Origin of the sequence: Micromonospora sp. WMMD975 (genome assembly GCF_029581215.1) — a bacterium.
Taxonomy (GTDB): Bacteria; Actinomycetota; Actinomycetes; order Mycobacteriales; family Micromonosporaceae; genus Micromonospora.
This window is the reverse complement of the sequence record NZ_CP120739.1, coordinates 6,645,593-6,666,980: the sequence shown is the minus strand read 5'-3', so window position 1 is coordinate 6,666,980 and position 21,388 is coordinate 6,645,593. Positions and strand designations below refer to the sequence as shown.

Genomic DNA, 21,388 nt, shown 5'->3' with positions numbered 1-21,388 from the left:
CAAAGATGAGCGTCAATCAGTTGACGTCCTCTGGAGGCACACCATGGCCCGTACCAGACTCTCCGTACGCCGGCTGCTCGCGACCGGCCTGACCGTGGCCGCCACCGCGGCTGCGGCCCTCGTGGCGACCGGCGGACCGGCCGCCGCCGCGACCACGCCCGGCGTCGACGTCTCCCACTACCAGGGCAGCATCAACTGGACCAGCGTGCGCAACGCCGGTATCCAGTTCGCCTACATCAAAGCCACCGAAGGCACCAGCTACAAGGACTCGAGCTTCAACGCGAACTACGTGAACGCCTACAACGCCGGGGTGATCCGGGGCGCCTACCACTTCGCCCGGCCGAACATCTCCGCCGGCTCCACCCAGGCCAACTACCTGGCCAGCAACGGCGGCGCCTGGTCCGCCGACAGCCGTACGCTGCCTGCCGCGCTTGACGTCGAGGCCAACCCGTACAGCGGTGGCACCTGCTACGGCCTGAGCACCACAGGCATGCGCAACTGGATCCAGGACTTCCTCAACACCTACCGCTCCCGCACCGGCCGGTACGCGGTCATCTACACCACGGCGAGCTGGTGGAACCAGTGCACCGGAAGCTGGACCGGCCCGTGGGCCAACCACCCGCTGTGGCTCGCCCGCTGGGCCAGCTCGCCCGGCACCCTGCCGGCCGGCGCGCCGGTGTGGAGCTTCTGGCAGTACACGAGCACCGGCAGCGTCTCCGGGATCAGCGGCAACGTCGACCGCAACTACTGGAACGGTGACCGCAGCCGGCTGATCGCCCTGGCCAACAACACCTGACGGACACGGCTTCGCAGCGGGATCACCTCGTGTCGAGGCGATCCCGCTGTCGTCGTACCGTCTGGTCCTGGCTCAGGCGCGGCGGCGCGTGCCGGTCGGGACGGGAACCGTGGCGGGCCGGCGGGTCCAGCGCCACGCCGCGACGCCCGCGACGGTGAGGGTGAGGACACCGAGGACCGCGACCGGCGCGGACATGCCGGCGGAAATCAGGAGCAGGACGGCGTCGCCGAGCGCGACGAGCATCCACAGTGCCAGCCGAGGGCCGGTGTCCCTGCGTCGGTAACCCATGTCGCACCTCCTTCCGTCGTCAGGGGTATCCATACCCCCCGCTACGGAAAGTCATGCCAACGAGTTGGGCGACGGCGGGATTACCGGGCGTCAGTTCTCCCGGTCCGGCACGAAGCCCCTGGTGATGACGTCGAAGGCACCGAGGTTTGCCTCCCAGTCCTTCGCCGGCACCTCCCAACGCAGCGCGTACCCCCGGTTGCTTGCCGTCGCCACGCCGCGGTTACGCACGTGAAAGCGGGTGCCGTCGTTGCGCGTCTCCAGCCAGTCCCAGTCGGCGCAGGTGCGGTAGTAGCCGTTGCAGCGCGTGATGCCCACCAACTCGTAGTTGCTCACGTAGTTGTGCCGGGACGACTCCTTGCTCTTCCAGTCGGCGTACGCGTCCTTCTCCGGCTTGGACGTCCACTGCATGAACAGGACCCGCTTGGCGCCGCCGACCTCGTAGAGCACGACCTGGTTGTTGCCGGGCCGGGCCTGCCAGCCGTTCGGGATCGGCACCTTGAAGCCGTTCGAGCCGGTGTAGTAGCGCCAACCGGTCGGCAGGGCGAAGGCCGACGCCGACGGGCTCGCCGACGGCGTCGCGCTGGGCGACGAACTGCTCGGGGACGCGCTGGCACTGGCGCTCGGCGATGCGCTGTCGCTGGCTGTGGGTGGGACGGCCGACGCCACCGAGGAACCGGCCGACGGCTTGCCGCCGTCACCGTCGTCGTCGCCGTTGTTGAGCAGCGGCACGGCCACCGCCAGGCCGACAAGCAGCACCAGGGCGAGCGCGCCGATCAGCAGGTTCCGCCGGTTCGGCGCCTTGACCCCCGGCAGCACCGTCGCCCGGCCGGTCGTCGGCGCCGGGCTGACCGGCGCCGGGCTGACCGGAACGGAGTCACCCGAGGCCGGACTGACCGGGGCCGGGCTGACCGGGGCCGAGCGCTGGGCAGGGGCGGCGGCCACCGGCTCACCGTCGAGCCGGGTCTCGTCGAGCGCCGGATCGACGCCGCCCACCCGCGTCTCGTCGACCTGCCGGCTCGCGTCGGCCTGCCGGTCCGCGTCGAGTTTCGTCGTCGGCTCGGCGACCGGCGGGCTCACCTTCGCGGTCGGGCCGGCGTCCGAGGTGGGCGCCGGCACCTTCGCCGTCGGGTCGGCGGCGGCCACACCCCCGGCCGCGGCGACCCCGGACGCCGAGGTGGCCGCGCGCTCGACCTGGTCGTCGGCCGGGCGCGGCGCCGGCACCAGCGGCGGGCGCGGCACGCGCGGACCGTTCGGCCCCGGCCGGCGTACGCCGTCAAGCAGCGAGATGCCTTTGACCCCCCGCCGACCACCGACCTTGCGCAGCATGCGCTCCGCCACCTCGGCGGTGATCCGCTCGTCCGGATCCTTGCGCAGCAGCCCCTGGAGCACCGGCTTGAGCGGCCCCGCGTTGCGCGGCGGCGGCATCGGCTCGGTGGCGAGCGCGGCGAGCGTGGCGATCGCCGACGGGCGAGCGTACGGCGACTTGCCCTCCACGGCGGCGTAGAGCGTCGCGCCGAGCGACCACAGGTCGGCCTCCGGCCCGGCCGTGCCGTCCCGCGCCCGCTCGGGCGAGATGTAGGCCGGCGAGCCGAGCACCATGCCGGTGCGGGTCACGTTCGGGTCACCCGGAATGGTCGCCAGGCCGAAGTCGGTGAGCACCACCCGACCGTCCTCGCCGAGCAGCACGTTGCCCGGCTTGACGTCGCGGTGCATGATGCCGGCCTTGTGCGCGGCCTTCAACGCGCCAAGCACGCCGAGGCCGATCTCGACCGCCTTGGCCACCGACACCGGGCCGTCCTCGGCGATCGTGTCCTGCAACGACTTCGACGCGACGTACTCCATGACGATCCACGGGTCGCCGTCGGTGCGCAGCACGTCGAAGATGCGGACCACGTTGACGTTGTTGAGCCGGGCGATGGCCCGCGCCTCACGCAGCGAGCGCTCCCGCATCTCGCGACGCTCGTCCGGGGTCAGACCGGGCGGCGGGACCAGCTCCTTGATGGCGACATCCCGGTGCAGCACCTCGTCCCGCGCCTTCCAGACGCGGCCCATGCCGCCCTGACCGAGCGGCGTGAGAAGCCGATACCGGTCAGCGACGAGTTGGGGAAGTGCGTTCGACATCGCAGAAACGGTACCCGGCCACCCTGACGCACACACCGCCGGCACGCCACTGTCTGCCGAAGGTCGACTTCACGACGCGTACCCTTGGGTCCATGTCTGCCGAAGAGCCGATGTTCCGGATCGTCCGTGGGGTGCCCACCGCCGAGGAGCTGGCCGCTCTGGTCGGCGCGATCATGGTGCGTACCCGGCCGGTCGCAGTCGCCGCGCCCGTCGCGGTGTCGCACTGGACGCGCAGCGCCCGCCCGGTCGGCGCGACGCCCGCCGCCGGTCCCGGCGCGTGGCGCGCCGCCGGCCTTCCCCGCTGAAACCTTCCCCGCGTACGGAGCCCTGTCGGGGCTGCCGGGATCCGAGTGGAGCCATTAACCTCACTCTGGGAAACCGTACGGTGACGGGCAGGGAGGTCCGATGATCCCGGAGGACAACCGGCCAGGCGGCTGGCTGCGTGACTACGGCGGCATCGAGGCCGACATCCGCCAGATGAGGGAGTTCGCCGACCGGCTCCAGGACGAGGTCACCCGCAACTACGCGCCCCACCTGTCCTACATCGCCGACGACATGAAAGCCACGGTGCCCAACCCGGCCGACGCCTTCATCGAGCTGGTCCAGTTCATGCAGGCCCACCACGAGACGCAGAAAGCGGCCGTCAGCGCCGTGTGGGACCTGGCCCCCGCCACCGGCCGGCTGGCCGACGCCGCCGGCCGGATCGCCGCCCACTACGACGACGCGGACGCCTTCTCCTCCGCCCGGGTCGCCGACGTCGAACGGGCACTCGCCGCACCCCCCACCACCGTCGTACGCCCCACCCCGCCACTTGCCGACCCCACCGGCCCCGACCAGGGCCGGGTGGTCCTGCCGTGATCGAACGGGGCAGCGGACGCACCTCCGGGCTCACCGACTGGCGGCTGATGGACGTGCTGAGCATGTGGGCGTGCCTGCACGACCAGGACACCACCGGCCAGTGGAAGCAGGTCGCCGGCTGGCGCAAGGTCTGCGACCTCGCGCTCGCCCACCTCGGCCGGCTGCGGGAATACCGACGCGGGCTCGCCGAGGCGTGGCCACCCGAGACTAACGCCGCCGCCCGGGCGTACGTCGGCGAACTCGACCAGCTCATCGAACGCGTCCAACACACCCACGACGCCGCCGCCGCGAACTACGACGCGCTGGCCGCCGCCGCCCGCGCCATCGGCAGCGCCCGCACCCAACTGCAACCGCTCCACGACGAGTACGCGACCAAGTTGCAGCAGAAGCGGGCGTACGAGGCGATCCTCGCCGACCCGAAGGCGGTGGCAGGCAGCCGACTACCGGAACGGCCCCCGGTGACGGACGACGACCTGGAGCAGTTGAACGTACGGGCGCGCGGGTTGATGACGGGGTTGAGCGGAGAACTCCAGCAGGCCCAGGTCATGCTTCGCCAGCCTCCAACAAGAACGTGGCCAGGCCGCGATGAGGGCACCGCAGCCCCGGCGGACGCCCCAGGCGTTCCTGTCATTCCGCCTATCGTGCCGACTCCCCTGCCAATGCCAATTAAGAACGATGGAGCCCTCTCTCTAGGAGCAGGGGTCGTTTCCTCTTCCCCACCAACGGCACACGGGGTGGGTCCAATTCTCGGTGGCACAGCAGCAGTCCAACTGCCAGCGCCGCCCAACTCGAACCTGACCCCGATTCCGCCTGCTAGTCAACATGTCCCTCAATCGGGATTTAGCGGCTCGGCATTCATGCCGAGCTTGCCGAATGCTTCAGCTCGTGGACCATCGCCCGACCGAATCGGCGGACCAACGAACGTTAGTAAGCCCCCAGCGGTCAGCGCCGATGGCGCGAGCCGCGGAACAACGCCGATCCGCGCCTCCCCTATGAACGGAATGATCGGCGGTGTTCCAGGCATGGGCGCCAACCAGCCCGGACCCTCAGTGCCACAACGCCGCATTAACCCTGTCGGCGGCGTGATCGGCGGTGGCGGAGCCGGCACAGCACCGGCCGGCGCTGCGGGATCACGGCCCGGGGCGGGAAGGTCTTCGCAGATCGGCGGAATGCAGGGTGCTCCGCCTTTCGGTGGTGCTCCAAAGCCCGCCGCAAGCGGAGTGGACGGCAATGGTCGGCCATTCCAGCCCGGCAAGTCGGACCAATACCGGCTCTGGGATGCAGATCAACCCTGGGAGACTGAACAGGGAGTCCCGCCCATAGTTCGCCCGCCCGAGGACAAGGGTCCAATCGATCCTGGTCCCGCAATAGGGTTCGATAGGTGAGGCGGGCGACTGCTTCGACTATGGTGCCGTTCGCCCTCGCGCAAATAGCCCTAGCCACCCTTCCGCCGTCGAACTCGTCAACACCACTTCATCTGACGATTGAGAAGCCTGCAGGATTGCAGTGGCACCTGGGATTTCTCAATGCAGCGAAGGCACAAACTATTTCCAGAGGCACAGGGGTGGTAATCGCAGTGCCAGACACAGGGGTCGCACCTCATCCCGACATCCGACGGAATCTTCTTACAGGCGTTGACCTAACGAGCCCGCAGCCTAGCGATGGGCAGCATGATACAGATGGCCATGGGACTTCAATGGCTGGCCTTATCGTTGCAGACGGCGGACCTCATCAGCTCGGTGTGTTCGGCATCGCGCCGGAGGCTAAGGTGCTCCCTATCAGAGGGAAAATCGAGAACCGAGCCGGCGACACCGCGGATCTGGCGTCTGGCATCGAGTTCGCAATAGCAAACGGCGCTGACGTCTTGAGCATTTCGGCCGCCGCAGCCGCGGACGGTCGCCTCCAACAGGCGATCAAGCTTGCCTTACAGGCAGATATCGTAGTTATAGCAGCAGCCGGCAACACCACAAGCTCCACTACTGTGGAGTACCCCGGAAGAGAACCGGGCGTCATCGCCGTAGGCGGAATCGACCGAAACGGGAATCACGCCGCCATCTCGGTTACGGGACCAGAGATCGACGTCGTTGCACCGGCCGTCGACATCTACAGCACAGGACTGAACGGAGGTTACCGAGTCGGCACCGGCACCTCCGATGCCACTGCGATCGTGGCTGGGGCCGCCGCGCTCATCCGATCCAAATATCCCGACCTCCCCGCCGAAGAGGTCGCACACCGGCTCACCGCCACCGCCATCGACAAGGGACCGCCGGGCCGCGACGACCAGTACGGCTACGGAGTCATCGATCTGGTCGCCGCGCTCACTGCCGACGTACCCCCGCTCGGTTTTGAATCCACCGGGGTGACGGCCCCGGCCTCGACCGAAGCCCGGACCGGCAATGGCCGTGACGACGGCACGGTCCGGGGCCTCGTGACCCTCGGGGTGCTGCTGGCCGCCGGCGGCGGCTATCTGATCTGGCGGCGACGTCGACGTGCCGGGGACCCGCCGCCGAGGATCAGCCGGTAGCGTCGGCGGGGTGTCGACCTCCGTGCCGTTGCGCCTCGTGCTCGCCTCGCAGAGTCCCGCCCGCCGCAAGCTCCTCCAGGCCGCCGGGATCGAGCCGGACGTGCTGGTCAGCGGTGTCGACGAGTCGCAGGTGGTCAGTGACCGGGCCGAGGATCTGTGTCTCGAGCTGGCCCGGCTGAAGGCGCAGGCCGTGCTCGGGCGGCTGCGTCCCGATCCGGGCGAGCACACCTTGGTGCTCGGCTGCGACTCGGTGCTGGCGTTCGACGGTGAGATTCTGGGCAAACCGGACGACGCGGCGGATGCGACCCGGCGGTGGCAGCGGATGCGTGGGCGCAGCGGTGTGCTGCACACCGGGCACTGCCTGATCGATGTGGCGCGCGGGTCCCGTGCGGAGGCCGTCGCCTCGACCACGGTGCACTTCGCCGACATCAGTGACGAGGAGATCGCCGCGTACGTGGCGACCGGCGAGCCGCTGGCGGTGGCCGGGGCGTTCACCATCGATGGGCTGGGCGGCGCGTTCCTCACCGGCATCGAGGGTGATTCGGGCACGGTGGTAGGGCTCTCGCTGCCGCTGCTGCGGAGGCTTCTCGGCGAGTTGGACCTGCGCCTGATCGATCTGTGGACGAAGGTCGCGCCGGGGGGCCAGGAGATCGAGCATCTCGGCTAACGTCCAGGCATGACCACGAAGCCGTTGCCGCTGACCCCGGAACTGCACGCCTACCTGGTGGCCCACGGGTCCGCCCCCGACGAGATCGTGCGAGATCTGGTCGAGGAGACCCGGGCAGCGCTGCCGGCCGAGGCGGGCATGCAGGTGGCGCCGGAACAGGCGGCGTTCCTGACGTTCCTGACCCGGCTGCTCGGGGTGCGGCAGGCGGTGGAGGTGGGCACGTTCACCGGGCTGTCCTCGCTGGCGATCGCTCGCGGGTTGGCCGAGGGCGGCCGGCTGACCTGCTTCGACATCTCCGAGGAGTACACCGGGGTGGCCCGGCGGTACTGGGCCCGGGCGGGCGTCCAGGACCGGATCGAGCTGCGCATCGGGCCGGCCGCTGACACGCTGCGTGCGCTGCCGAGGGAGCGTCACCTCGACTTCGCGTTCATCGACGCGGACAAGGCCGGATATCCGGTCTACTGGGATGAGCTGGTGCCCCGGATGCGTCCGGACGCGGTGATCGCGGTCGACAACACGCTCCGGGGCGGGCGGGTGCTCGCTCCGGGCAACGCGGACGACCGGGCGATCGCCGCTTTCAACGACGCGGTCGTCGCGGACACCCGCGTCGAGGCCGTCATGCTGCCGATCGCCGACGGGGTCACCCTCGCCCGCGTCCGCTGAGCCAGTTCGCCGAGATGGCGGCATGCCAGCCCGCCGGACCCCGCCACCTCGCCGAAACGGAGTGGATCAAACGGCCCGACCCCGCCACCTCGCCGAGATGGCGTGGATCAAACGGTCCGGGAACCGGTCAAACGGGGGCAGGAGAAGGCGGGCGCAGGGCGCGGCCGAGGCGTACGGCCAGCAGCGCGGCCACCGCGATGAAGGCGGGCAGCAGCAGGAAGGCAAGATGCGGTCCGACGCCGTCCGCCACCCGGCCGAGCACGACCGGCGCGATCCCGAAACCCACCGCCATCGAGTACGACGACCAGCCCGCCGCCCGATCGGCAGCCGGGCCGGCGACGGCGAGCGCGATCGAGATGGCCAGGGGATAGTGCAGCGCGTTGCCCAGGCCGAGCACGACCAGGCCGGTGACCGCGAGCCAGCCGACCGGGCTGGCCCAGAACAGCGTGAACCCGGTGAGCGAGACGGCGAGCGCGCCGAGCAGCAGCGGCACCGGTGGCCAGCGCAGCGCGACCCGACCGCCGAGGGCCCGGCCGACGAACATGCCGCAGACGATCGCCGCTACCGCGGCCGACGCCCCGCCGGCACTCAGCCCGGCGTGGGTCCGGAGCACGTCGGCGGTCCACAGCGACAGGCAGACCTCGATCGATCCGGTGAACGACATCAACACCCAGGCGATCCAGTACGCCCGCGGCAGCCGTCCCGAACCGTGAGCGGTTCCCGTTCCGGTCGAACGCGAGCCGTCCACGACCTCGCCCTGCCCGGCGGCCGGTCGGGCGATGTCGGAGTCGGTCGACACCACGACGGTGCCCGGACCGGCGAGCGCAGGTAAGACCGCCGGAGCGGCGGGCGCGGGCACGGCCGCCGGACCGGCGGGCGCGGGCACGGCCGCCGGACCGTCCGGGACGGAGACGGCAGGCGTGGCCCCGGCGGGGCGGGCGGTAGCCGCGGCAGCGGGGGCGCGCTTCGGTAGGCGTACCCGAAAAGTCAGGGCGGCGAGCGCGACAAGCGTGATCAGGCCGACCTCGACGGCCATCATCGGCCGCCAGCCGAGGCCGGCGTCGACGGTGGCGCCGATGGTCAGCGGCGCCAGGATGCCCATGCCGGCGCAGGCGGCGTTGGCCTCGGTGAGCGCGGCGGGGGCGGCGGGACCGTGCCGGGCGGTGAGCACCACGTTGACGCCGCTGATCACCATCATGCCGAAGGTGGCGACGACCGCGACGGCGGCGATGGTGGCGGGCAGCGGGCGGAGCAGGCCGAGGGCGGTGACGCCGGCGGCCACGCCGGCGAGGCCGAGCCAGACGGCCGGGCCGCGCCCGAGGCGGCGGGCGACCGGGGCGAAGAGCGCGCCGCCGGCCAGGGCGCCGACCGCGATGCCGGTGCTGTGCAGGCCGGCCACCGCGGCGCTGGTGCCCTGTTCGTCGCGGAGCAGGGGTACGACGGGACCGAACCCGTAGAGGAAGAAGCCCCACAGGCCGAGTTGGGCGTAGGTCAGCCAGGTGGTCCGGTCACGGGTGAGGCGGGGCACCGGCCCGACGCTACTGGCGCCGGCCGGCGTCCCGCCGTGAGTGAGAGGCAGCTCTCGTGGGGTGTTAAGCGGGGCCCCTTCCTCTACCGAATGCGTTAAGCGGGGGCCCCGCCTTTCATCTCACGCTGCGAGCGAACTGGCGGGCGGCCCAGAGGACGCCGGCGACGGCGAGCACCGTGATGATGCCGAGCCCCTGCCAGACGTGGTCGTTGCCGAGGTCGCCGTCGAAGAGCGCGCGGGTGCCGTCGACCGCCCAGGAGAACGGGTTCCACTTGGCCACACCCTGAAGCCAGCCGGGAGCGTAGGTGAGCGGCAGCAGGATGCCGGAGAGCAGCAGCACCGGCTGCGCGATGGTGTTCATCAGCGGGGCGAGCGCGTCCTCGCTCTTGACCTTGAGGGCGACGCCGTAGGAGACGGCCGAGGTCATGAGCGCGATGAGGGCGAGCATCAGGTACGCCAGGAGCAGGTAGCCGATGAAGACACGCAGGTCGAACAGGAGCGCCAGCACGGTGATGATGACGGCCTGGGCGACGAGCGAGACCACGTCGCGCAGGGAACGGCCGAGCAGCAGCGCGAGCCGGCTGACCGGGGTGACCCGGGAGCGTTCGATCACCCCGGCACGCAGCTCGGCGATCAGGCCGAAGCCCTGGAACAGGCCGCCGAAGATGGCCAGCAGCACCAACAGGCCCGGTACGAAGATCTTGTACGCGGCGGCCTGCGTGGGCGCGTTCAGCGCCGGCTTGAGCAGCGGGGCGAAGAGCAGCAGGTACATCACCGGCTGGAAGACGCCGACGAAGAGCCAGACCGGGTTGCGCAGCAGCAGCTGGACTTGACGCTGGAAGATCAACCAGGTGTCGCGGGCGAGTTTCATGACAGGTTCTCCCGGGGTCAGGACTCGCGCAGCGAGCGGCCGGTCTTGGTGAGGAAGACGTCGTCGAGGCTGGGGCGGTGCAGCTCGATCGAGCGCAGCTCCAGCCCGGCGTGGTCGAGGCGACGCAGCACCAGCGGGATGGCGACGGCGCCCTCGTCGACGTAGAGGCGCAGCCCGCCCTCGTCGACGGTCTCCAGCTTCGTCACGTACGCCTCGGCGTCGAGCAGCTCGGCGGCCCGGGGCGTGGTCGCCGCGTCCAGGCCGACGACAAGCACCTCGCCGGAGATCTCGCGCTTCAGCTCGGTCGGGGTGCCCTCCGTGACCACCTCGCCATGGTCCATGATCGCGATCCGGTCGCAGAGCGCGTCGGCCTCGTCCAGGTAGTGCGTGGTGATGAAGACGGTCATGCCCTCGGTGCGGAGCCGGCGGATCTCGTCCCACATGTGCGCGCGGCTCTGCGGGTCGAGGCCGGTGGTCGGCTCGTCCAGGAAGACGATCCTCGGCTCGTGGATGATGCCGAGCGCGATCTCGACCCGCCGGCGCTGACCGCCCGAGTAGGTCTTGCACTTGCGGTCGGCGTACTCGCTGAGCTGGAAGGCATCGAGCGCGCGGGTGGCCCGCCGTTGCGCCTCGGCCTTGGAGATGCCGTAGAGGCGGGCCTGGAGCATCAACTCCTCGCGGGCGCTGGAGTCGTCCCAGGTGCTGCCGCCCTGCGGCACGTAGCCGATCCGCCGGCGCACCCCGGCCGGGTCCCGGAGCAGGTCGGCGCCGGCGACGGTGGCCTGGCCGCCGTCCGGCTCGATGAGGGTGGCGAGCATCCGCAGGGTGGTGGTCTTGCCGGCGCCGTTGGGTCCGAGGAAGCCGAAGATCTCCCCCTCGGCGACGTCGAGGTTGACGCCGCGGACCGCGTCGACGGTCTTCTTCTCGCGACCCGCGCGGGAGCGGAACGACTTCCGCAGCCCCCTGGTCTCGATCATCTCTGCTCCTGGTCCTCCCGGGCCGGCGTCGCGCGGCCACCGATAAGCGATTCGCGTCGAGGCTAACGCGATATAGCTCCTCTGGTCAACGTTGATTATTTCGTGTCTTCGCCGGTCCATCCCTCCCCGCGCTCCATCCCGGCGGGCAGATACGACACCCCCGACTCGATCCGCTCCGCGATCCGCACGCACCAGGCCATCTCCGCCTCCGCCCGGGCCAACCACAGCTCGAACATCCAGCCCACGTGCACCGGCTTGCGGGCGCGTACCCAGTCCGAGTCAAGTGACGCACGCATCGACTCGACGCCGGCCCGCAACAGGTTGGCCCGGTTACGCAACGCCGCCGCGGCCTCCTCGCGCGGCATCGCCGGCAGGAACGAGAACGCCGCCGCGAACGGGTCCGGCGACTCGTGGACCTGCCACCACTGGGCCCGCAGCAGCGTCTCGAACTCGTCCTCGCCCTTCGGCGTCACCTCGTACGTGGTGCGGGCCGGACGGGCGCCCACCTGCTCGACCGAGACCGTCCGCAGCAGCCCCTCGTCAGTGAGCTTGCGCAGCGCGTGATAGATCGAACCGGGTTGCACGTTGGCCCACTTGTCCGCGCTCCAACTCAGCAGCTCACGGCGTACGTCGTAACCGTGCACCGGCTGCATCCACCGGACCAGCCCCAGGATCATCATCCGCGTCGCCGACATCGGATAAGCGTAATAACCAAACTTGACTACAGTGCGACATCCCACACTGAGCGATCGTTAGGCCGCCCTGGCCCGGGGCTACACTCCCGAAATCGACCTCCCGGGAGGAGCCCCAAGGTGCGCAAGGTTCTCATCGCCAACCGCGGCGAGATCGCCGTCCGCGTCATCCGCGCCTGCCGTGACGCCGAGTTGGCAAGCGTCGCCGTCTACGCGGACTCCGACCGGAACGCCCTGCACGCCACGCTCGCCGACGAGGCGTACGCCCTCGGTGGTGACACCGCCGCGGACAGCTACCTGCGGATCGACAAGCTGATCGACGTCGCCGCACGGGCCGGCGCGGACGCGGTGCACCCCGGCTACGGCTTCCTCTCCGAGAACGCCGACTTCGCCCAGGCCGTCATCGACGCCGGCCTGACCTGGATCGGTCCCACCCCGCAGGCCATCCGCGACCTGGGCGACAAGGTGACCGCCCGGCACATCGCCCAGCGTGCCGGCGCGCCGCTCGTGCCCGGCACGTCCGACCCGGTGGCCGGCGCCGACGAGGTGACCGCGTTCGCCACCGAGCACGGCCTGCCGGTCGCCATCAAGGCGGCGTTCGGCGGCGGCGGCCGGGGCCTCAAGGTGGCCCGCACCATGGAAGAGATCCCCCACCTGTTCGAGTCGGCCACCCGCGAGGCGGTCGCCGCGTTCGGCCGGGGCGAGTGCTTCGTCGAGCGCTACCTCGACCAGCCCCGCCACGTCGAGGCACAGGTGCTCGCCGACAAGCACGGCAACGTCATCGTCGTCGGCACCCGGGACTGCTCGCTCCAGCGCCGGCACCAGAAGCTCGTCGAGGAGGCGCCCGCGCCGTTCCTCACCGACGCCCAGCGCGCCCAGATCCACGACAGCGCCAAGGCGATCTGCCGGGAGGCCGGCTACCACGGCGCCGGCACGGTCGAATACCTGGTCGGCGGGGACGGCACCATCTCCTTCCTGGAAGTGAACACCCGGCTCCAGGTCGAGCACCCGGTGACCGAGGAGACCGCCGGCATCGACCTGGTCCGCGAGCAGTTCCGCATCGCCGACGGCGAGAAGCTGCGCCGCACCGAGGACCCGACGCCGCGCGGCCACGCCATCGAATTCCGCATCAACGGCGAGGACCCGGGCCGCAACTTCCTGCCCGCCCCCGGCACCGTCACCGCGCTGCGGCTGCCCACCGGCCCCGGCGTCCGGGTGGACGCCGGCATCTCCGCGGGCGACGTGGTCGGCGGCAACTTCGACTCGCTGCTCGCCAAGGTGATCATCGTCGGCGAGACCCGTGCCGAGGCGCTGGAGCGGGCCCGCCGGGCACTCGACGAGATGGTGGTCGAGGGCATGGCCACCGCGCTGCCCTTCCACCGCCTGGTGGTCCGCGACGCGGCATTCACGAGCGAGCCGTTCACCGTGCACACCAGGTGGATCGAGACCGAGTTCGACAACACCGTCCCGGCCTTCACCGCCGTCGCCGACGCCGCCGAGGGCGCGGCCGAGCGCGAGACCGTCGTGGTCGAGGTGGGCGGCAAGCGGCTGGAGGTCGTCCTCCCGGCCGGCCTCGGCGCGGGTACGGCGGCAGTCGTGCCCGCCGCGCGCAAGCCGACCCGCCGTGGTGGTGGCAAGGCGGGCGCCACTGTCAGCGGGGACACGCTCGCTTCCCCGATGCAGGGCACGATCGTGAAGATCGCCGTGGCCGACGGTGACACGGTCGCCGAGGGCGACCTGGTCGTGGTGCTGGAGGCGATGAAGATGGAGCAGCCGCTGCACGCGCACAAGGCCGGCACGGTGAGCGGGCTGGCCGCCGAGGTCGGCGCCGCCATCACCGCAGGCGCCCCCATCTGCACCATCGAGGGTTAAGGAGGGGCCCCCGCTTAACGCCTCCGGTAGAGGCGGGGCCCCTTCTTAACACCCGGGCGGCGGGTGGTCTGGGCCACCAGCGGCGGCGGGGAACGCCCGGAGCGGGAATGATGGCCGGGTGCGGTTCCTTCATGGCGCGGTCCCCGCGCACGACCTGACCTACAACGACGTCTTCATGGCGCCCAACCGTTCCGAGGTGGGCTCCCGGCTCGACGTCGACCTGTCCTCCGGCGACGGCACCGGCACCACAGTTCCCCTGGTGGTGGCGAACATGACCGCCGTCGCCGGCCGGCGGATGGCCGAGACCGTCGCCCGGCGGGGCGCCGTCGCGGTGATCCCGCAGGACATCCCGATCGAGGTCGTCGCGAACGTCGTCGGGTGGGTCAAGCAGCGGCACCTGGTGCACGACACGGCGATCACGCTCGGCCCGACCGACACCGTCGGCGACGCCATCCACCTGCTGCCCAAGCGGGCGCACGGCGCGGTGATCGTGGTCGACGAGGGCGGTCGGCCGATGGGCGTGGTGACCGAGGCGGACACCGTGGGAGTGGACCGCTTCGCCCAACTCCGGCACGTGATGTCCACCGAACTGCACACCGTGCCGGCGGACGCGGACCCGCGTACCGGATTCGAGCGGCTCTCGGCGGGCCGGCGGCGGCTCGCTCCGGTGGTGGACGCCGACGGCCGCCTGATCGGCGTGCTGACCCGCGCGGGCGCGCTGCGCGCGACGCTCTACACGCCGGCGGTGGACGACCGGGGCCGGCTACGCGTCGCGGCGGCGGTGGGCATCAACGGCGACGTCACCGGCAAGGCCGCCGCGCTGCTGGAGGCAGGCGTGGACACGCTCGTCGTGGACACCGCGCACGGGCACCAGGAGCGGATGATGCAGGCGCTGCGGACGGTCCGCAAGCTCGACCCGGCCGTCCCGGTCGCGGCCGGCAACGTGGTCACCGCCGACGGGGTACGCGACCTGGTCGAGGCCGGTGCCGACATCGTCAAGGTGGGCGTGGGCCCGGGTGCCATGTGCACCACCCGGATGATGACCGGGGTGGGCCGCCCGCAGTTCTCCGCGGTGCTCGACTGCGCGGCGGCGGCCCGCTCGCTGGGCCGGCACGTCTGGGCCGACGGCGGCGTACGCCACCCGCGGGACGTGGCGCTGGCACTGGCCGCCGGCGCCTCGAACGTGATGATCGGTTCCTGGTTCGCCGGCACCTACGAGTCCCCCGGCGATCTCTACACCGATGCCGACGGCCGGCGCTACAAGGAGAGCTTCGGTATGGCCTCGTCCCGGGCGGTGAGCGCGCGGACCGCCGAGGACAGCATGTTCGACCGGGCCCGGAAGGCGATCTTCGAGGAGGGCATCTCGACCGCCCGGATGTATCTCGACCCGAACCGGCCGGGCGTGGAGGATCTGATCGACGAGATCGTGTCCGGGGTGCGCAGCGCGTTCACCTACGCGGGGGCGCGCAGCCTGGACGAGTTTCACGAGCGGGCACTTGTCGGCGTGCAGAGCACGGCGGGCTACACCGAGGGCATGCCGCTGCCGACGAGTTGGTGAGCTGGTGAGCGTCAGGCGTTAAGAAGGGCCCCCGCCTCTACCGGAGGCGTTAACCGGGGCCCCCTCCTTAAATTAGTTTGGGGCCTGATGGTTTGGGGGCTAATCTGGCTCCCGTGAACATGGGTCCGCTCGTCCGCTTCCCCGATGCGCTGCAACACGCGCCGCTCGGCCGGCTCATCTCCATCGCCGGCCACGTCGTCGAGCAGCACTGGGGGCGCTACCTGGCCGAGCACCACGGCCTCACCTCCGCCGGCATGCGCGTGCTGATGATCCTGCTGCGCTCCGGCGACATCACCCACCGCGACATGGCGGAGCTGTGCTTCGTCCGGCCGGCCACCCTCACCGGCATCGTCGACACCCTGGAACGCGACGGGTTCGTCGCCCGGCGGCGCGGCCCCGAGGACCGCCGCACCGTCCAGCTCACGCTCACCGACAAGGGGCACGAGCACGCCCGCTCGATCATCGACATGATCCACAGCGACCGCCCGCTCACGTCGGTCGACGCCGACCCGGCCAAGCGCGCGGTGATCCGCGAGTTCCTCACCGAAATCATCACCGGCATGTCCGACGGGGACCTCCGTCGGTTGAACCGGGACAGCGAGTCCGACAGCGAGTCCGACACCGAGTCGCCAACGGGGAGACGTCCGTGCTGATCCGCCTGCTCCGCACCTACCTACGCCCATACCGCCGACCACTGGCCGCCGTGGTGGCGTTCCAGTTCGTCGGCACCATGGCGTCGCTCTACCTACCAAGCCTGAACGCCGACATCATCGACCGCGGCGTCGCCCGCGGCGACACCGACGAAATCCTGCGTACGGGCGGATGGATGCTGCTCGTCAGCCTGGTCCAGATCGCCTGCTCGATCGCCGCGGTCTACCTCGGCGCCAGGACCGCGATGGGCTTCGGCCGGGACGTCCGGGGCGCCATCTTCGGGCACGTCAACCGCTTCTCCGCCCGCGAGGTCGCCCGGTTCGGCGCCCCGTCCCTGATCACCCGCAACACGAACGACGTCCAGCAGGTGCAGATGCTGGTGCTGCTGAGCTGCACCATGCTGGTGGCCGCGCCGATCATGAGCATCGGCGGCGTGGTGATGGCGCTGCGCGAGGACGTCGGGCTGTCCTGGCTGATGCTCGTCTGCGTGCCGGTGCTGGCCGTGGCGTTGGGCCTGATCATCCGCCGGATGGTGCCCGGGTTCCGACTCATGCAGACCCGGATCGACACCGTCAACCGGGTGCTGCGCGAGCAGATCACCGGCATCCGGGTGGTCCGGGCCTTCGTCCGCGAGCCGTACGAGACCGACCGCTTCCGGGTGGCCAACACCGAGCTGACCGCGACCGCGCTGCGCATCGGCCGACTCCAGGCGCTGATCTTCCCGATCGTGATGCTGGTGCTCAACGTGTCAAGCGTCGCGGTGCTCTGGTTCGGCGCGTCCCGGGTCGACTCCGGTGAGATCCAGATCGGCGCGCTCACCGCGTTCCTGGCCTATCTGATGCAGATCCTGATGGCGGTCATGATGGCCACCTTCATGCTGATGATGGTGCCCCGCGCCGCGGTCTGCGCCGAACGCATCTCCGAGGTGCTGGACACCGACTCGTCGGTGGTGCCGGCGGCGGACCCGGTGACCGAGGTGTCCGGCCACGGCGAGCTGGAGCTGCGCGGCGCCGGCTTCCAGTACCCGGGCGCGACCGCCCCGGTGCTGCACGACATCTCGTTCCGGGCGCAGCCCGGCCGGACCACGGCGATCATCGGCTCCACCGGCGCCGGCAAGACCACGCTGCTCACGCTGATCCCCCGGCTGGTCGACCCGACCGCCGGCGCGGTCCTGGTCGACGGCGTGGACGTGCGGGAACTGGCCCCGGACGAGCTGTGGCGGCGGATCGGGTTGGTGCCGCAACGGCCGTACCTGTTCAGCGGCACGGTGGCGAGCAACCTGCGCTACGGCAACCCGGAGGCCACCGACGCGGATCTGTGGGCGGCCCTGGAGATCGCCCAGGCGCGTGACTTCGTGACCGAGATGCCCGGCGGCCTGAACGCGCCGATCGCGCAGGGCGGCACGAACGTCTCCGGCGGCCAGCGGCAACGCCTGGCCATCGCCCGCGCGCTGGTACGCAAACCGGAGATCTATCTCTTCGACGACTCCTTCTCCGCGCTCGACCTCGGCACGGACGCCCGGCTGCGGGCCGCCCTCAAGCCGGTCACCGCGGACGCGGCGGTGGTGATCGTGGCCCAGCGGGTCTCCACGATCGTCGACGCCGACCAGATCATCGTGCTCGAGGACGGGGGCGTCGTCGGAATGGGACGACACGACGAACTGCTGGAGAACTGCCCGACGTACGCCGAGATCGTGGCGTCCCAGCAGACCGCGGGGGTGGCAGCATGACCGAACGCACCGAGCGCAGCGAGGGCCGTGAGGGCATGCCCGGCCAGCACAGCATGACCGAACGCACCGAGCGCAGCGAGGGCCGTGAGGGCATGCCCGGCCAGCACAGCATGACCGAACGCACCGAGCGCAGCGAGGGCCGTGAGGGCATGCCCGGCCAGCACAGCATGACCGAACGCACCGAGCGGGCCGTACCCCAGCAGCAGAAGGCCGAGTCGAAGCGGCTGCCCCCGGCCGGGCGGCGACCCGGCGGCGGCCCGCCGCACATGAACATGGGGATGCCGGCCGAGAAGGCGATGCGCTTCGGGCCGTCGGCACGCCGGCTGCTGGGGCGGCTGCGACCGCACCGAATCCAGCTCACCGGCGTACTGGCGCTCGCCCTGGCCGGCGTCGGTCTCAGCGTGATCGGGCCGAAGGTGCTCGGCCACGCCACCGACCTGATCTTCAACGGGGTGATCGGCCGGCAGCTGCCCGCCGGCACCAGCACCGAGGCGGCGGTGGCCGCGGCCCGGGCCGCGGGCAACGGCAACTTCGCCGACATGCTGGCCCGGATGGACGTGGTGCCCGGCGCCGGGATCGACTTCTCCCGGCTGGGCCGGGTGTTGGCGCTCGCGGTCGCGCTCTACGTCGCCGCCGGCATCCTGACCTGGGGGCAGGGTTGGGTGCTCAACGGGGTGGTGCAGCGCACCGTGCTGCGCCTGCGCGCCGACGTGGAGGACAAGCTCAATCGGCTGCCGTTGCCCTACTTCGACAAGCAGCCGCGCGGTGAGCTGCTCAGCCGGGTCACGAACGACATCGACAACATCGCGCAGACGCTCCAGCAGACGTTGAGCCAACTGCTCACCTCGCTGCTCACGGTCGTCGGCGTACTCGGGATGATGTTCTGGATCTCGCCGCTGCTGGCCCTGGTGGCCCTGGTGGCGATCCCGCTGTCGGTGGTCGTCACCGGTCAGATCGCGAAGCGGTCGCAGCGCAAGTTCATCGCCCAGTGGACGCACACCGGCGAGTTGAACGCCCAGATCGAGGAGGCGTACACCGGGCACGAGCTGGTCAAGGTGTTCGGCCGGCAGAAGGAGGTCGAGGCCGCCTTCCGGACCAAGAACGAGGAGCTGTTCCAGGCGAGCTTCGGCGCCCAGTTCGTCTCCGGGATCATCATGCCGGCGATGTTCTTCATCGGGAACCTGAGCTACGTGGCGATCGCGGTGGTCGGTGGCCTGCGGGTGGCCTCGGGCGCGATGAGCCTCGGCGACGTGCAGGCGTTCATCCAGTACTCGCGGCAGTTCACCCAACCGTTGACGCAGGTCGCGTCGATGGCCAACCTGTTGCAGTCCGGGGTGGCCTCGGCCGAGCGGGTCTTCGACGTGCTCGACGCCGACGAGCAGAGCGTCGACCCGGGCGAGCCGGCCCGGATCGCCGACCCGCACGGCCGGGTCGAGTTCGAAAACGTCTCCTTCCGGTACGACCCGGACCAGCCGCTGATCGACGACCTGTCCCTGGTCGCCGAGCCCGGTCACACGGTGGCCATCGTCGGCCCCACCGGCGCCGGCAAGACCACCCTGGTCAACCTGGTCATGCGGTTCTACGAGCTGGACGCCGGGCGGATCACCCTGGACGGGGTGGACATCAGCACCATGCGCCGGGACGACCTGCGTGGTCGGATCGGCATGGTGCTCCAGGACACCTGGCTCTTCGGCGGCACCATCCGGGACAACATCGCCTACGGGCGGCCGGACGCCACCGAGGAGGAGATCCTGGCCGCCGCCCGGGCCACCTTCGTGGACCGGTTCGTCCGCAGCCTGCCGGACGGCTACGACACCGTGATCGACGAGGAGGGCAGCAACGTCAGCGCCGGTGAGAAGCAGCTCATCACCATCGCCCGGGCGTTCCTCGCCGAGCCGTCGCTGCTGATCCTCGACGAGGCGACCAGCTCGGTGGACACCCGCACCGAGGTGCTGCTCCAGCGCGCCATGGCGGCGCTGCGTTCCGACCGGACCAGCTTCGTCATCGCGCACCGGCTCTCCACCATCCGCGACGCCCACCTGATCCTGATGATGGAGCGGGGCCGGATCGTCGAGCAGGGCACGCACGACCAGCTCGTCGCCGCCGACGGCGCGTACGCCCGGCTCTACCGGGCGCAGTTCACCGGCGCGGTGCTCGCCGACGAGGTGCCGGCGCCGGCGGGCCCGCCGGCGGGGATGCGTCCGACCGGCGCGCCGATCGGGAACTGACGTGGACCCCGCGACAGCCTCGACACCGGGTCCCGCCCGGGTGACGGTCCGTCACCCGGGCGGGACCGGGTCAGGCCGGTGGGAGCAGGTCGGCCGAGCGGCTGGCGACCACGGCCCCGACGAGGCCCCACGCGGCGTCCGCGGCCATCGGCGCGAGCCGACGCCCGTCGCGCAGGCGCAGCGAGATCGCGCCGTCGGCCGCCTCCCGGGCCCCGACCACCCCGACGTACGGGACCCGGCGCCGGGCCGCGTCCCGGATGCGGGCGCCGAGCGAGCCGCCGGAGTCGACCTCGACCCGCAGCCCGACCGCCTCCGCCTCCGCACCCAGCCGCCGGGCGACGTCGGCCTGCGCGTCGTCGACCGGGAGCAACAGCACCTGCACCGGGGCGTACCAGGCCGGGAAGGCGCCCTCGTGCACCTCGATCAGGTACGCGAACAGCCGCTCCATGCTGCCGACCAGGCTCCGGTGCACCATCACCGGCCGTTTCCGGCGGCCGTCCGAGTCGGTGTACGACAGGTCGAACCGCTCGGGCTTGTCGAAGTCGAGCTGCACGGTGGAGATCGTCGACTCCCGACCGGCGGCGTCCACGATCTGGACGTCGATCTTCGGGCCGTAGAACGCGGCCTCGCCGGGCGCCTCGACGGCGTCCACCCCGTCGAGCGCGGCGCGGAGCAGGTCCTCGGCCCGCGCCCAGCCGGCGTCGTCGCCGACGTACCGTTGCCCAGGCCCGCGCACGGACAGCCGGAGCCCGGCCGGCCGGACGCCGAGCGCGGCGTGCGCCTCGCCGATCAGCCGCAGGATCTCCCGGACCTCGTCGCCGACCTGCTCCAGCGCGCAGAAGTTGTGCGCGTCGTTGAGCGAGATGGCGCGAACCCGGGACAGGCCGCCGAGCACCCCGGAGCGTTCCGCCCGGTACATTCCGCCCAGCTCGGCGATCCGCAGCGGCAACTCGCGGTAGGACCGGCCACGCGCGGCGAACACAAGCGCGTGGTGTGGGCAGAGCGCCGGCCGGAGCACGAACTCGTCGTCGGCGCTCAACCGCATCGGCGGGAACATGTCGTCGGCGAAGTAGCCGAGATGCCCGGACCGCTCGAACAGCTCCCGTTTGCCGAGCGGCGGCGAGTAGACGTGCCGGTAGCCGGCCCGGCGCTCCAGCTCCCGGACGTACTCCTCGACGGCGTGCCGGGCGGCGGCGCCGGCCGGCAGCCAGATCGGCAGGCCGGCGCCCGCGAGCGGATCGGAGACGAACAGCTCCAGGTCCCGGCCGAGCCTACGGTGGTCGATCATGTCGCTCTCCTTGATCGGGTACGACCCGGAGGCGAGCGGTGCCGGAACGCCGCGAGGCCCCGGAGCGGATCGCCCCG

19 protein-coding genes are annotated in these 21,388 nt (G+C 71.1%); 12 read left to right on the top strand and 7 right to left on the bottom strand.

The features are described from left to right. Positions 1-43: 43 nt before the first annotated feature. Complete coding sequence (locus O7613_RS30120) at positions 44-796, top strand: GH25 family lysozyme (protein WP_281584969.1); 753 nt, start codon at positions 44-46, stop codon at positions 794-796. 72 nt (positions 797-868) lie between these two features. On the opposite strand, the gene O7613_RS30115 is transcribed toward O7613_RS30120, so the two are convergent. Together O7613_RS30115 and O7613_RS30110 are read right to left on the bottom strand one after the other, a co-directional pair. After that, positions 869-1,084: a hypothetical protein gene (locus O7613_RS30115; protein WP_282291209.1), complete on the bottom strand. Its 216-nt coding sequence runs from the start codon at positions 1,082-1,084 to the stop codon at positions 869-871. A gap of 90 nt (positions 1,085-1,174) precedes the next feature. Continuing rightward, the gene (locus O7613_RS30110) at positions 1,175-3,205 is read right to left on the bottom strand and encodes a serine/threonine-protein kinase (protein ID WP_282291208.1); all 2,031 of its coding nucleotides are present in this window, start codon (positions 3,203-3,205) and stop codon (positions 1,175-1,177) included. Positions 3,206-3,297: 92 nt separating this feature from the next. Between O7613_RS30110 and O7613_RS30105 the strand changes: the two genes are divergently transcribed. The 6 genes from O7613_RS30105 (at position 3,298) to O7613_RS30080 (ending at position 7,917) form a co-directional block, all read left to right on the top strand. Further along, positions 3,298-3,510: an acyl-CoA carboxylase subunit epsilon gene (locus O7613_RS30105; protein WP_282291207.1), complete on the top strand. Its 213-nt coding sequence runs from the start codon at positions 3,298-3,300 to the stop codon at positions 3,508-3,510. Between the two features lie 100 nt (positions 3,511-3,610). Next, on the top strand, positions 3,611-4,063 hold the full coding sequence (locus tag O7613_RS30100; RefSeq protein WP_281584973.1) for a hypothetical protein: 453 nt from the start codon (positions 3,611-3,613) through the stop codon (positions 4,061-4,063). Continuing rightward, positions 4,060-5,448, top strand: a complete 1,389-nt coding sequence (locus O7613_RS30095; protein ID WP_282291206.1) for a hypothetical protein — start codon at positions 4,060-4,062, stop codon at positions 5,446-5,448. Before O7613_RS30100 ends, O7613_RS30095 begins: the two co-directional genes overlap by 4 nt. A 20-nt stretch (positions 5,449-5,468) precedes the next feature. Then, positions 5,469-6,587: a S8 family serine peptidase gene (locus O7613_RS30090; RefSeq protein WP_282291205.1), complete on the top strand. Its 1,119-nt coding sequence runs from the start codon at positions 5,469-5,471 to the stop codon at positions 6,585-6,587. A gap of 10 nt (positions 6,588-6,597) precedes the next feature. After that, entirely contained in the window at positions 6,598-7,254 is a 657-nt protein-coding gene (locus O7613_RS30085; protein ID WP_282291204.1) for a Maf family protein, read from the top strand. A gap of 9 nt (positions 7,255-7,263) precedes the next feature. Next, positions 7,264-7,917 (top strand): O-methyltransferase, encoded by a 654-nt coding sequence (locus O7613_RS30080; protein WP_282291203.1) that lies wholly within the window; start codon positions 7,264-7,266, stop codon positions 7,915-7,917. 127 nt (positions 7,918-8,044) lie between these two features. Here the strand turns inward: O7613_RS30080 and O7613_RS30075 are convergent, their stop codons facing one another. The 4 genes from O7613_RS30075 to O7613_RS30060 form a co-directional block, all read right to left on the bottom strand. After that, positions 8,045-9,445 carry an MFS transporter gene (locus tag O7613_RS30075; RefSeq protein ID WP_282291201.1) on the bottom strand — a complete coding sequence of 467 codons (1,401 nt, stop codon included), beginning with the start codon at positions 9,443-9,445 and terminating at the stop codon, positions 8,045-8,047. A gap of 115 nt (positions 9,446-9,560) precedes the next feature. Next, positions 9,561-10,316, bottom strand: a complete 756-nt coding sequence (locus O7613_RS30070) for an ABC transporter permease (protein ID WP_282291200.1) — start codon at positions 10,314-10,316, stop codon at positions 9,561-9,563. A gap of 17 nt (positions 10,317-10,333) precedes the next feature. Beyond that, entirely contained in the window at positions 10,334-11,293 is a 960-nt protein-coding gene (locus O7613_RS30065) for an ATP-binding cassette domain-containing protein (protein WP_281584980.1), read from the bottom strand. A gap of 95 nt (positions 11,294-11,388) precedes the next feature. After that, positions 11,389-11,988, bottom strand: a complete 600-nt coding sequence (locus O7613_RS30060) for a PadR family transcriptional regulator (RefSeq protein ID WP_281584981.1) — start codon at positions 11,986-11,988, stop codon at positions 11,389-11,391. A gap of 117 nt (positions 11,989-12,105) precedes the next feature. On the opposite strand from O7613_RS30060, the gene O7613_RS30055 reads away from it, so the two are divergent. The 5 genes from O7613_RS30055 (at position 12,106) to O7613_RS30035 (ending at position 20,023) form a co-directional block, all read left to right on the top strand. Next, positions 12,106-13,857, top strand: a complete 1,752-nt coding sequence (locus O7613_RS30055) for a biotin carboxylase N-terminal domain-containing protein (protein WP_281584982.1) — start codon at positions 12,106-12,108, stop codon at positions 13,855-13,857. 118 nt (positions 13,858-13,975) lie between these two features. Then, positions 13,976-15,415, top strand: a complete 1,440-nt coding sequence (locus tag O7613_RS30050) for a GuaB1 family IMP dehydrogenase-related protein (RefSeq protein ID WP_281584983.1) — start codon at positions 13,976-13,978, stop codon at positions 15,413-15,415. Between the two features lie 119 nt (positions 15,416-15,534). Beyond that, entirely contained in the window at positions 15,535-16,068 is a 534-nt protein-coding gene (locus tag O7613_RS30045) for a MarR family transcriptional regulator (protein WP_282294652.1), read from the top strand. Then, positions 16,062-17,795, top strand: a complete 1,734-nt coding sequence (locus tag O7613_RS30040) for an ABC transporter ATP-binding protein (RefSeq protein ID WP_282291199.1) — start codon at positions 16,062-16,064, stop codon at positions 17,793-17,795. Before O7613_RS30045 ends, O7613_RS30040 begins: the two co-directional genes overlap by 7 nt. A 167-nt stretch (positions 17,796-17,962) precedes the next feature. After that, on the top strand, positions 17,963-20,023 hold the full coding sequence (locus tag O7613_RS30035) for an ABC transporter ATP-binding protein (protein WP_282294651.1): 2,061 nt from the start codon (positions 17,963-17,965) through the stop codon (positions 20,021-20,023). Positions 20,024-20,093: 70 nt separating this feature from the next. On the opposite strand, the gene thrS is transcribed toward O7613_RS30035, so the two are convergent. After that, on the bottom strand, positions 20,094-21,311 hold the full coding sequence (gene thrS, locus O7613_RS30030; RefSeq protein WP_281584985.1) for a threonine--tRNA ligase: 1,218 nt from the start codon (positions 21,309-21,311) through the stop codon (positions 20,094-20,096). Positions 21,312-21,388: the final 77 nt, after the last annotated feature.